The 12,690-nt window shown below is 38.2% G+C and carries 12 protein-coding genes; 6 read left to right on the top strand and 6 right to left on the bottom strand.

Translation table 11 applies throughout. The features are described 5' to 3' along the window. The first annotated feature begins 2 nt into the window (after positions 1-2). From AC27IF_RS02980 to AC27IF_RS02970, 3 genes are all read left to right on the top strand, one after another. A complete protein-coding gene (locus tag AC27IF_RS02980; protein ID WP_487052035.1) occupies positions 3-740 on the top strand; it encodes an LrgB family protein in 738 nt (245 codons plus the stop codon). Positions 741-941: 201 nt separating this feature from the next. Further along, on the top strand, positions 942-3,119 hold the full coding sequence (locus AC27IF_RS02975) for a malate synthase G (protein WP_487052033.1): 2,178 nt from the start codon (positions 942-944) through the stop codon (positions 3,117-3,119). A 308-nt stretch (positions 3,120-3,427) separates the two neighbouring features. Further along, a complete protein-coding gene (locus tag AC27IF_RS02970) occupies positions 3,428-3,844 on the top strand; it encodes a hypothetical protein (protein WP_487052031.1) in 417 nt (138 codons plus the stop codon). Positions 3,845-3,907: 63 nt separating this feature from the next. Here AC27IF_RS02970 and AC27IF_RS02965 read toward each other — a convergent pair whose 3' ends face one another. From AC27IF_RS02965 to AC27IF_RS02950, 4 genes are all read right to left on the bottom strand, one after another. Beyond that, positions 3,908-4,837, bottom strand: coding sequence for a hypothetical protein (locus tag AC27IF_RS02965; RefSeq protein ID WP_487052029.1), 930 nt, complete (start codon positions 4,835-4,837; stop codon positions 3,908-3,910). Between the two features lie 25 nt (positions 4,838-4,862). Further along, positions 4,863-5,477, bottom strand: a complete 615-nt coding sequence (locus tag AC27IF_RS02960) for a hypothetical protein (RefSeq protein WP_487052027.1) — start codon at positions 5,475-5,477, stop codon at positions 4,863-4,865. Further along, positions 5,470-6,072, bottom strand: coding sequence for an RNA polymerase sigma factor (locus AC27IF_RS02955; protein ID WP_487052025.1), 603 nt, complete (start codon positions 6,070-6,072; stop codon positions 5,470-5,472). The genes AC27IF_RS02960 and AC27IF_RS02955 overlap by 8 nt, the downstream gene beginning before the upstream one ends. Before the next feature lie 108 nt (positions 6,073-6,180). Then, positions 6,181-7,098, bottom strand: a complete 918-nt coding sequence (locus AC27IF_RS02950; protein ID WP_487052023.1) for a hydrogen peroxide-inducible genes activator — start codon at positions 7,096-7,098, stop codon at positions 6,181-6,183. A 177-nt stretch (positions 7,099-7,275) separates the two neighbouring features. Between AC27IF_RS02950 and AC27IF_RS02945 the strand changes: the two genes are divergently transcribed. Then, entirely contained in the window at positions 7,276-7,554 is a 279-nt protein-coding gene (locus tag AC27IF_RS02945) for a peptidylprolyl isomerase (RefSeq protein ID WP_487052021.1), read from the top strand. A 43-nt stretch (positions 7,555-7,597) separates the two neighbouring features. On the opposite strand, the gene AC27IF_RS02940 is transcribed toward AC27IF_RS02945, so the two are convergent. Both AC27IF_RS02940 and AC27IF_RS02935 read right to left on the bottom strand, forming a co-directional pair. Further along, a complete protein-coding gene (locus AC27IF_RS02940) occupies positions 7,598-8,794 on the bottom strand; it encodes an acyl-CoA dehydrogenase (RefSeq protein ID WP_487052019.1) in 1,197 nt (398 codons plus the stop codon). Between the two features lie 64 nt (positions 8,795-8,858). Then, positions 8,859-10,970 (bottom strand): S9 family peptidase, encoded by a 2,112-nt coding sequence (locus tag AC27IF_RS02935; protein WP_487052017.1) that lies wholly within the window; start codon positions 10,968-10,970, stop codon positions 8,859-8,861. Positions 10,971-11,184: 214 nt separating this feature from the next. On the opposite strand from AC27IF_RS02935, the gene AC27IF_RS02930 reads away from it, so the two are divergent. Together AC27IF_RS02930 and AC27IF_RS02925 are read left to right on the top strand one after the other, a co-directional pair. Next, positions 11,185-11,889: a spondin domain-containing protein gene (locus AC27IF_RS02930; RefSeq protein ID WP_487052219.1), complete on the top strand. Its 705-nt coding sequence runs from the start codon at positions 11,185-11,187 to the stop codon at positions 11,887-11,889. Between the two features lie 9 nt (positions 11,890-11,898). Beyond that, positions 11,899-12,645: a spondin domain-containing protein gene (locus tag AC27IF_RS02925; protein ID WP_487052015.1), complete on the top strand. Its 747-nt coding sequence runs from the start codon at positions 11,899-11,901 to the stop codon at positions 12,643-12,645. Positions 12,646-12,690 lie beyond the last annotated feature (45 nt).

Here is a 12,690-nt window from a genome sequence, read left to right as displayed (position 1 = left end):
CTATGTTTATCGACGGGATTGATCTGCCATTACTTACCTATACTAATATTATCAGTACATTAAGCTTATCATTACTGACATTGCTTATTTATCAAAGTGTCGCTTGGTTACAACAAAAATGGCAATTTATTTGGCTTAACCCATTACTAATTTCTCTTTTATTTTTAGTTCCTTTTCTTATTTATCAACAGATAGACTACCAAGAATTTCGAAAATCAACACACATATTTCATGCGCTATTAGAGCCGGCAACTGTTGCTTTGGGTTTCCCTTTATACCAACAATTACAAAGCATAAAGCGACATTGGCAGCCACTTATTTTACTGTTAACCCTAGGCATAATTATTGGCATTATAATTAGCTTTTCTTTAACTATGATGCTAATTAATCAAACGGATATAGCGATTGCCTTATCATTAAAGTCAGTAACTACTCCCATTGGTATAGCACTGACCGAGCAATTATCAGGTGATAGCTCAATTACTCCATTTGCCATTATGATTGCAGGTTTTTCTGGTGCGCTACTGGGCCCAGCTTGGTTAAAGTTAATCAATGTCCATTCTAAAATTGCTACAGGCCTATCGATTGGCGCAGCAAGCCATGTTATTGGGAGTATAGTGTTAACAAGGCAAGATCCAAGCATGGGTGCATATAGCTCTGTTGCATTAATTCTGTCTGCTGTATTAACCGCATTTATAATACCTTTGTTGATCCCATTACTAATCCCTTTACTTACCTAATAATCATAAATAAAACAAAAAAAAAAAACACAAGCATTCACAACATGAATAATACTTATATATAAGGAAATATTGCCACATTTTGTTTATCTTATTAGGATGAACAACAGAAAAATCTCACAAGCTTAGTAAACTTTCATTCTCCCCTTCAGAATAGTTACAAGCCCAGTACATAAACCAAATAAAGCTAAAGAGGCAATTATGAGTAACGTTATTGAATTAGAAGGCTTACAAATAAACCAAAATCTATATGATTTCATTGAGCAGCAAGCACTACCTGATACAGGTATAAGCTCAAGTGACTTTTGGAAAAGCTTTGCTCAGCTCATTAATGATTTAGCTAGTGATAATGCGCAATTAGTTGCTAAGCGTGAAGATTTACAATCTCAAATAGATGCATGGCATCAAGAAAATTTTGGCGATAAATTTAACTTTGATCACTATAAACAATTCTTAACCGATATTGGTTATTTAGCCCCCGTGGTTGATGATTTTACGATTAGTACAGAAAATGTTGATGCTGAATTAGCGACGATAGCTGGGCCGCAACTTGTTGTGCCTATAATGAATGCACGTTTTGCATTAAATGCCGTAAACGCTCGGTGGGGTAGTTTATATGACGCTTTATACGGTACCGATGTTATTAGTACTGAAGATGGAGCAGAAAAGAGCCCTAGTTATAATCCGGTTCGTGGCAATAAAGTTATCGCCTTTGCTAAAGACTTTTTAGACCAAGCTATTCCACTAACTAATGCTAGTCACCAGCAAGTCGTTGCTTACCACCTTAATGATCAACAATTAATCGTGAGCTTAGCTAACGGTGAGCAAACTAGCTTACAAGATAATGAAGCATTTATTGGTTTTAATGGCAGCATAACATCTCCTAGTAGTTTGGCTTTCAAGCATAATGGTTTACACCTTGAGATAGTATTCGACAGAAATAGTGACATTGGTCAATCAGATGCAGCCGGTATCAGTGATGTGTTGCTTGAGTCTGCATTAACCACCATCATGGATTGCGAAGATTCAGTGGCAGCCGTTGATGGTGAAGATAAAGTATTAGCCTATAGTAATTGGCTAGGCTTGATGAAAGGTAACCTAACACAAAGCATCAATAAAAATGGCCAAAGTTTTACTCGTAAGATGAATGATGATCGTGATTACCAAACTTTGTCAGGCGAGACAGCTACATTGAAAGGTCGAAGCCTGATGTTTGTTCGTAATGTCGGCCACCTAATGACGAACAACGCTATCATCGATTCACAAGGTAGAGAAGTTCCAGAAGGGATCATGGATGCAATGATCACCTCGCTAATTGCTTTACATGATATTAAAGGCAACAGTGCGTTAAGTAATAGCAGTGAAGCATCTATTTATATTGTTAAACCTAAGATGCATGGCCCTGAAGAAGTAAAATTTGCCGATAACTTATTTGCTCGCGTAGAAGATGCATTGTCATTACCTCGTAATACCATCAAGATGGGAATTATGGATGAAGAAAGACGTACTAGTGTTAACCTTAAAAACTGTATTCATGCAGCAAAAGCGCGAGTAGTATTTATCAATACAGGCTTTTTAGATAGAACAGGTGATGAAATTCATACCTCGATGGCAGCTGGCCCAATGGCCCGAAAGGCTGACATCAAGCTAACACCATGGATAGGTGCATATGAAAATAATAATGTCGATATTGGTTTGGCGTGTGGTTTTAGTCAAAAAGCGCAAATTGGTAAAGGTATGTGGCCTATTCCTGATCAAATGGCCAATATGATAGCGACTAAAATTAATCATGTAGAGGCTGGAGCAAATACCGCTTGGGTTCCTTCGCCAACTGCCGCGACTTTACATGCCTTGCATTATCACCGTGTTGATGTGTTTGCATTGCAACAAACCTTATCGCAACGTGAAAGTGCTAGTTTAGATGATATTTTAACCATTCCTTTAGCTAGCAATACTAACTGGTCTACTGATGAAATAACGGCAGAGTTAGATAACAACGCTCAAGGTATTTTAGGTTACGTGGTGCGATGGATTGATCAAGGTATTGGCTGTTCGAAAGTTCCTGATATTAATGATGTTGGCCTGATGGAAGATAGAGCTACGTTACGTATTTCTAGTCAGCATATTGCTAATTGGTTACATCATGGCATTTGTACTCAAGAGCAAGTACAAGCAAGCCTAGAGAAAATGGCTAAAATTGTTGATGAGCAAAATGCTAACGATACAAGCTATCAAGCAATGAGTGATAACTTTACTGATAGTATCGCTTTTAAAGCAGCTTCTGCATTAGTGTTTAAAGGTGTAGAACAGCCAAGTGGTTATACTGAGCCATTATTGCATCAATTTAGATTAGATAAAAAAGCGCAACTTTCAAAATAACAGCCGCCATTAAGTTAGACCAATTGCTATTACGTCATTTTCATAGTTTTATGAAAATGACGTTTTTTTTTGCAAAATTTTCTTTGCTCAACATAAATGTTAGAATACTTGAAATACTTTTTTATACCAAACCGATTAAATTATCGTTCATATAGTGAACAGTAACTCCTTATCGCAAATATCAAACAACTTGCCTCAATAACCTAGTAGTTACATTTGTAAACATCTATAGTGAAAATGTAACCAAAGATGATAGAATTTATCTGGTAAGCTAATTTTTTAAGTAGCATAAACAAAGGAGAGTTATTTTGAAACAGTTCACAGCGCTAGTATGCACCATAGTGCTTACCTTCACTCTATGCATGAGCTTTGCCCGTGCGGATGCTATTTTAATTAAACCTGCATTGTTACTCACTAGTCACAATAATGTTATGTACGATTATAACAAAGACAGCGCTGGCCTAATTTATAGCAGTGCTTTACCAACGTTGGCACCGATAAGCTTAAACTTAGATAGCAATATGGATACCTTTGCTTTTGTTGATGTACAAGTCGTAAGTGAGCGAAATTATTTCTTCGAATTTTCAATTATCTTCAATGATAAACTTCAACAATTTATTGCGTTCTTTACGCGAAGTGATGACAGTGATAACACTGATGATGAAATAGGAAACCACGATTTTTCTACTCAAGCTGCAAATAAAAAATGCTCTCAAGCTAACTAAACGCATAAACATCTCATTGACTAAGTGGCTAACTCTCGATATTAGCCACTAATATAACTACCATTAAAACTGATAACTACTAGCGATAGAAGATAACTTCGCCGTTGTTATGTCATCACTTGCACAAGCAGCAATATCTTTCTTATTAAATACATAGATTTGATCTTTATAGCCGCTAAACTCAGTTTTATCTCCTGCAGACTTTATAATTAAACTTACATGTTCATTTTTAGGTAACGCTTTAAGACTGTTTCCGTATGAGCATAATGTTTCAATCAATGTAGTAGATAATAGCGCATTATAATCAGCCCTTTGTTTTTGTCTTTGTTGAGTCTGCTGTTGTTGCTGTACTTTTATTTGCTTAGTTTTCTTCGCAAGTTTAGCTTGAACTTTTTCTAACTCGGCTTTTTGCGCTTTAAGTGACTTTTGTTTAACTGCTAACTTAGCTTGCTCTGCTTTATCAACATTGCGCAATTGATAAGCTAAATCTTTACTTTCGCGCGCTAAATCACGTAACTCATAAGCTAGATCTCTTTGCTCTTCGCGAAGATCACGGTATTGCTCTCTTTGATGTTCTTGTGCTTGCTCCATATGAATAATTATTTCTTCATTATCACTAAAGTATTCAAATTCAATATCCGAGCCAGCAGGAGGCACAGGTGCAACAGGCGCCACAGGCTCGTGCATCACGAATTCAAAGCCCTGCCCCCAAGAAAAAGAGTTGGATGAAGTAACCGTGAAAACAACCCCTTGACCAGATAAATAAAGACTATCAACTTTGCTAGCACGCAATTTTTTATTTTCTTGTGACTTTAATGACGACTTAAAAATATTATTCATAATATCTAATTGCTTAGACAAGTCTTCATAGCTATTTTCACTCGTTGCAGCTCCTGCAGAGAGTGTTATCAAACTTGTTGATATTGCCAATGCTGATAATATCTTAGTCGCCTTAAACGGTATTGCACCTTGGCACTTAATAAACTTTTTCATTCGTTACTCCTAACTGTCTACAAATTTAAGGTTTTTGAACTGGTGTCTCAAAACTAGCTTTTCGATAACTTATTGCCTGCTCTAATTCTTGGAACTTAAGTTTCTGTGCTAATTTTTCATCTTTACGTTGTTCATTGATATAACTTACAAAATCACTAAAATCTTCTTTACGTTCATTACGCGCCGACGAAATCACATAGCCTGCTAGTTGTAAATTGGCATTCTCTTGTCTCGCACTTAGCTCTGCCTTGTAATTAGCAAGAATGACCTGTTGTTCACTAGCAAATTCTCGAAGTTTTCTGTTTACTTCAGCATCTAATTGCTCTGCCACTTGCGCTTTAACTAACGCAGCAATCGCTTGCTGGTCGACATTATCATTGCTGTTTATAAACATGCCTACCACGGCAATAATACTTAGTGAACAAGCAAAAGACGTTACAGCAAGCCCTTGCCCAGAAACAAAACCAAGGCGCTGCCACCAAGAAAAGCCTGTTGACTGTGATGAGTTATTATCAAAGGTTTGCTCAAATGCCTCTGCCCTGTGCCAGTTTGGTACCTCAACTTCCTGCTCTGTACTTGCTTGTTGAGCAATAATATCTGCCATTGCTTTTCTTTGTTGTGTCATTTCATCTTTAGACATGATTAACCTCACTACTTTGTTCAACGTCTGCTCGTATATCTTGTGTTGCAAGAAAGCTCGCAGGTAAATACAATTTCAATTTATCTAGTGCGCTATAAAGCTGCGATTTTGCTGTATTAGTCGAAATTTCCAATTGCTGAGCAATATCTTCAAACGTGCATTGCTGAAAAAACTTCAATTCAACAACGAGTTTTTGCTTGATAGGTAAACGCTGAATTGCCTGCAAAAGGGTACTGCTTTGCTGCTCTTCTACCAATGTTCGTTCAGGGCAATCATTGCTCTGTTCATCAAATTGCTCTGGAGTATCATCTAAAGATTGCATCGGCCTTTTTTTACGGTAAAACTCAATACAACGATAATGGGCTATTTTAAATAACCATCCCTTAAATGGGCTTTCTGCTCTAAAAGTATGCAAACTCTTAAATAGCGCCATAAATATATCTTGCATCAAGTCCATCGCGTCAGCATGGTTGTTCACCATACGTAAAGCATAATTAAAAATGCTTTTTTCATAACGCTTAACTAACGCTATCCATGCAGACTTTTTACCTGCTAATGCCTGTGCAATTAATGCATCATCACTTCGTTTAAACACACATATTCCTATGTTCTGTTACTATTTTTTTAACATGTTATTTATAAGGTAGTCGCGAGTTATAAAAAAGTTTGAAATTATTTTAATAATTTTATTTCTACTAATACGTTATCCATTCTTAAGTAAATCACTGACAATACCAGCGATACTATTGAAGGTTGGTGCTCGCATACTGTTTTTACGCCAAAGTATGCCTATTTCTCGATAGACATTGTCCTTAATAGCGATTACCTTTAAACCTTCTAACTTTCCTAAGCCTTTATTAACGGCCATTTCAGGTAAAAAAGTAACCCCTTGATGAAATGCGGTCATCTGCACTAAAGTGGCGATACTTGAAGCTGAAAAATCGTTGATTTTATTACCATCAGTTAACTGACAAGCTGAGATAGCATGCTCAGTTAAGCAGTGCTCATGATTGAGTAAAAAGACACTTTTATCAGCCAGCGATTGAAAGCTATCTTTTAGCATGTATTGATCTACAAGCTGCTCATTACCTGCAATATAAAAAGCATCCTTACCTAATGAGCGACTAGCAAAATCGTGATTAGGTACAGGTAAAGCCAAAATAGCACAATCTATATCCCCTTGCGCAAGCTGCTGCATTAGCCTTTCTGTCGTGTCCTCTCGCAAATACAATTCAAGCTCAGGAAGTCTGTTTTGACTTACCCTGACTAAATCAGTTAGTAGAAAAGGGGCAATCGTTGGAATACAACCAAGACGAACACTACCAGCATTATTACCACTTTGTTGCTGAGCATACGCAACCAACTCATTTGCATTGAGTAATAATTGGCGAGCTAAAGCCACGATTTGTTTGCCGTGCTGAGTAAAAATAAAACTCTTATGCTCACGTTCCAATAACTGGCAAGAAAGCTGTTGTTCCAATTTTAAAATTGCACTACTCATCGTTGACTGGCTAACAAAACAAGCTTGGGCAGCTTTGTTAAAATGTTGATATTTATCTAAGGCCAATAAATAACTTAAATGTTTAAGATTAGGGAGCTTATGACTAAATACAGTTTCCATATTCAACAATCGCTTTATTCAATTAAAAGTTAAATTTAAGATTATTAAAATTGATTATAAAAGGCAATTAACCCGAACAAAATAGACAATAATCTTGCCTATCTGACTTTCAATAATTCAATAGATAAGCTATGGTTAGCAAGATTTTAAAACACAATTATTTAATAGGAAGTAAGTATGTCTCAAGCTGCAGCGCGTCATTTATTGGTTGATACCGAAGAACAATGTTTAGCATTAAAAGCCGAAATTGAAGCGGGTAAAGATTTTACAGAAGTTGCAAAAGAACACTCTAATTGTCCATCAAAAGCCCAAGGTGGTGATTTAGGTACTTTTGGACCGGGTCAAATGGTACCAGAGTTTGATAAAGTAGTATTTTCTGCGCCATTAAATGAAGTTCAAGGTCCAGTTAAAACACAATTTGGTTACCATTTACTTGAAGTAACTGCACGTAGCTAATCAAAAAGTAGAGTTAAGGAATATTTCCTTAACTCTTATTCCTTTAAAAAAACGCTTGTATTCCTGTTTGCGCTCTACCTAATATTAAAGCATGCACATCATGCGTGCCTTCATAAGTATTCACAGCCTCTAGATTCATTACATGCCGTATGATGTGAAATTCGTCACTAATACCATTTCCACCATGCATATCTCGTGCTGTGCGGGCTATATCTAACGCTTTACCGCATGAATTGCGCTTTATTAATGATATGGCTTCTGGTGCTAATTGATCGGTATCCATTAGTCGACCTACCTGCAAACAAGCCATTAAACCCGTACTGATCTCCGTTTGCATATCCGCTAACTTCTTTTGGATCAATTGCGTTGCGGCAAGTGGCTTACCAAATTGCTCTCTATCAAGTGTATATTGCCTTGCGCTGTGCCAGCAAAACTCTGCTGCACCTAATGCTCCCCAGGCAATACCATAACGCGCTTTATTTAAACAGCCAAAAGGACCTGATAATCCCTTTGCGTTTGGCAGCATATTTTCAGCAGGTACAAAAACGTTATCCATAACTATCTCGCCGGTAATGGATGCGCGCAGTGAAAATTTCCCTTCAATTTTTGGCGCCGACAAACCTTGCATACCTTTTTCTAAAATAAAGCCTCGAATAATGCCATCAAGTTTTGCCCAAACGATAAATATGTCAGCAATAGGTGAATTGGTGATCCACATTTTTGAGCCTGTGATTGAATACCCGCCCTCAACGGCTGTGGCCTTGGTTAGCATACTCGCAGGATCTGAGCCGGAATTTGGCTCAGTTAAACCAAAACACCCAATGAATTCACCTGTTGCTAACTTAGGTAGATATTTCATTTTTTGTGCTTCATTGCCATAAGCATGTATTGGATGCATTACCAAAGATGATTGAACACTCATAGCACTGCGGTAACCGCTATCTACCCGCTCAACTTCTCGTGCAACTAAGCCATAAGTAACATAATTCACACCTGCGCAACCATACTTCTCTTCTATGGTTGCGCCGAGTAGGCCTAACTCACCTAGTTCAGTCATTATATCAACGTCAAACGTTTCATTTCGGTTAGCCATAAGCACTCTTGGCATCAACCTTTCTTGACAATATTGATGCGCAGCATCTCGCACCATACGCTCTTCTTCAGAAAGTAATGACTCTATTAGCAATGGATCTTGCCAATTAAAATGAGGGCGATTCAACTTTTCAGCAGATAATGACATGAGCAATCCTTAACAGGTTATAGATAAGCTTTGATTCTAATTAAACAGCCAAGTGATACAAGCATTAAAGGCCTTTTGTTTGCGCTAAACGATATTTATCAAACCAAGCGATAATATTGCCAACTTTTTGGACTAAATTACTAGGTCTTGCTGCAATTCCGTGATGTGCTTTTGGTATACGCACCATAGCGGTATCAACTTTACGTAATTTCAATGCTTGATAATATTGCTCAGTTTCACTCATTGGCGTACGATAATCGACTTCACCAGTAATCAGCATGGTAGGTGTCTTAACATTACCAACCAGTGATAATGGTGAATGATTCCATAAATGCTCAACATGCTCCCATGGTAAACCAGGCATCCAATATTTAGTATAATAGGTATAACCATCTGCTGTTAACGCAAAACTAAGCCAATTGATAACGGGCTTTGCAACAACGGCTGCTCGAAAACGATCGGTTTTACCTACAATCCAAGCGGTAAGTACACCACCACCTGAGCCGCCAGTAACAAACAGCTGTTCTTCATCGATATAGCCTTGAGCTATCACGCCATCGACAACTGTCATCAAGTCATCATAATCTGATGAAGGGTAATCATGATGAATCAAGTTAGCAAACTCTTCACCATATGAAGTACTTCCTCTTGGATTTGCCCACACCACGACATAACCTTTAGCCGCCATTAACTGCACTTCACTGGAAAAGTTAGGCCCGTACGCCGCATGGGGGCCGCCATGAATTTCTAAAATCAGAGGGTACTTTTTACTTTTATCAAAGTCAGCAGGTAAAGCGACCCAAGCTTCTATCATACGTTCATCAACGCTAGATTTTACGGTTAATAGTTCAACTGACGCTAGAGGCTTCTTGGCAAATAAATCGTCATTTAAGTGTGTAATTTTCACGCTTGAACTTTTGTTTCGTTTAAGCTTTATACTGGCTAAATCTGCGGGGAGTTGAGTATCAGCCATGGTGTAAACCAGTTGGTTTTTCCCAGCTACGCGATAATCTCCAGAGGTATAAGGTCGACCTAAAGATTGCCCCCCTAATTTGACTTTAATTTTTTTGATTTTGCCTTTTAAGTCAACATACGCCACACGTTTTTGCCCATGGTCGTCGTAAGAAAAATATACACCTTTACCATCAACCGACCATTGCAAATTAGCTAAAGGTCTATCAAAACCATGGGTTAAATTCTTGGCTTTCTCGCCTTTGCTATTCATAACAAAAATATTGGGGTTTTGGCTAGATAGTTTTCTATCTTCAACACTAAAATAAGCAATCTTCTTACCATCAGGGCTAACTGTAGGATCAAAATCTGGCCCTGAACGATCAGTTAATGAAATGACACTTCCGTCAATAATATTGACTTGGTAAATGTTGGACTCAAGAGGACGATACTCCCAGTCTTCATGGCGATCTGCTGAAGTGATTATATGTTGGCTATCTGATGACCAATTTATGCTGCCAGAGTGATGAAAATCACCTTGAGTTACTTGTCTTGGAGTACCTCCAATACCAGGAACAACATAAATATGTTGAAATCCTGATTCAACAAACCCGCCGCCATTCGTTCGATAATTTGTTTTATCAATATACTTAGCACGTCCTGCCCATTTAGCACCTTCTGGCTTCGCCGGCATATCGGTGAAAAGATTATTCTCACTCATAGGTTTGAACATAGAAAAAGCTAACCATTTTCCATTCGGTGACCAAGCAATATTACTAGGAGACTCTTGTAGGTTAGTTAATCGAGCGGTTTGTCCACTATCAAGCCAGCGTACATACAGCTGACTTTTCCCTTCAAGCGACGATATATAAGCAAGTTGTTTACCGTCTGGTGAGTAGCGCGGCATTCTATAACTCGCATCACCTGATAATAATGCTCTATGGTTGCTACCATCGATGTTAACTTGCCATATATTAGTGCGAGTATTATCCGCCATGATATCGAATGCACGGCGTTCATAAACAACCACTTCACCATTTGGACTTACTCTAGGGTTAGCAGCATATTCAAGCTCGAATATATCTTGATAATCAAACTTAGTATCATCATCATGCTTTGCTTGTACTCCATTTATGCTAAACAAAGCTGTAAATAACATTAAAACAACTAGCCTTGTCGATAACTGCCACTTTTGAATTGAATACTTGTTATTGCTGTTCATCATTCGTTCCCTTTCGCTCATTATGTAAACACTATTTTAACTAAGAAGATCTTAGCAATGGAAATATAGTAGCAAATACTGCTGTGATAGTTCTGTGATAATTAAAAAATAAAATCGTGATAACTATGTGACTTCGTTGCAATAACTTGACGACATACTTGCTTTAGTCATTTCATAACACTAAAGATAAAGGAAGGAAAGGAACATGAAAACAGCGATGAACAAATTCACCACTATGGTAAGTGCTACTAGTTTTATACTTGTTAGCGCTGCAACACAAGCGCAAGATATATCAATTACGTTTACCAACTTAACACAAGGGTTGCATTTTACCCCTGTGATCACTGCTGCCCATAGCATGGACAACCGTATGTTTATGGTTGGAGAAATGTCGAGTGATGAGTTACAAATGATGGCGGAAGGCGGAGACATTTCCGGTCTTTCTTCAATGTTAACTAACGCCGATGCTAATATCAGTGAAAATCCTGCTGGTGGCTTACTCACTCCAGGTATGTCAACTAGCTATATGCTTAGCAATGATGAAGCAAATACTCATTTATCCCTTACTACCATGATTTTGCCAAGTAATGATGGCTTTGTTGGTTTAGATAGCTGGGAAATCCCTACTGAAGCTGGCACCTATACTGTCTTTTTAAATGCTTATGATGCAGGTACTGAAGCAAATGATGAAATTCGTGGTAGTGGCGCTCCAGGTATGGCTGGTATGCCAGTACCGCCGCCATTAGAAGATTTGATTGGCATGAATGGTACAGGTGTCACTGACACTGAAAGCAATACTATGATTCATATTCACCGTGGTAACTTAGGTGATAATGATAATGATGCGGGTACCAGTGATGCGAACAGCACCGTTCATCGTTGGTTAAACCCAGTAGCAAAACTAACTATCGTGATTGAATAAGGAGGCATCATGTTTACCTTTTTAAGCAATAAAAACCAATCAATGTCTTTAAATAAAATATTATTAACGGGTGTTTTGGCGTTCACTATCACAGCCTGTAGCGACAATGATGATGACACTATGGTAATTGAACCTGAGCCAGCTCCGGCGCCAGTACCAGTCGATTATAGCTATAGTGTTACAGTAACTAACCTTACTTATGCACAACCTTTATCTCCTCTTGCAGCTATTCTTCATGGCGACAGCCAAATGTGGGTAGTTGGTAGTGCCGCATCAGAAGCATTAGAAAAACTAGCCGAAGGTGGTGATACTGCTGATTTTATTTCTGCTGAAACAGTTCTAGCCTCAGCAACTGATGAAGGTCCAATACCACCGGGCGCTGCGAGTACTATTACCATCACCACCAACGATCGTTCAGCCACTCATTTTACTAGCGCAACCATGTTAGTGAATACAAATGATGCTTTCTCCGGTCTAACTGGAATAGACATTTCGAATATGGCAATTGATGAATCAATGTCATGGAACTTGAATGTTTATGATTCAGGCACAGAGGCGAATACTGAAGCGATGGGAACTATGCCTGGTCCTATTGATGGTGGTACTGGTTTTGATGCAGCTCGAGATGATGTCAACTTTGTTGGTTATCATTCTGGTGTTGTCAGCCAAGATGATGGATTAACAGATTCTGTGCTTACTCAAGCACATCGATTTGATAACCCAGCAATAAAATTAACAATAACACGAACACAGTAGCGTGAATTTGGCCATTGGGTGCCAGTTCACCCAATGGCCAATATA

The sequence above is a fragment of the Colwellia sp. KS18-150 genome (assembly GCF_057551365.1).
The sequence above is the reverse complement of the archived record's forward strand: the minus strand, read 5'-3'. Positions and strand labels throughout refer to the sequence as shown.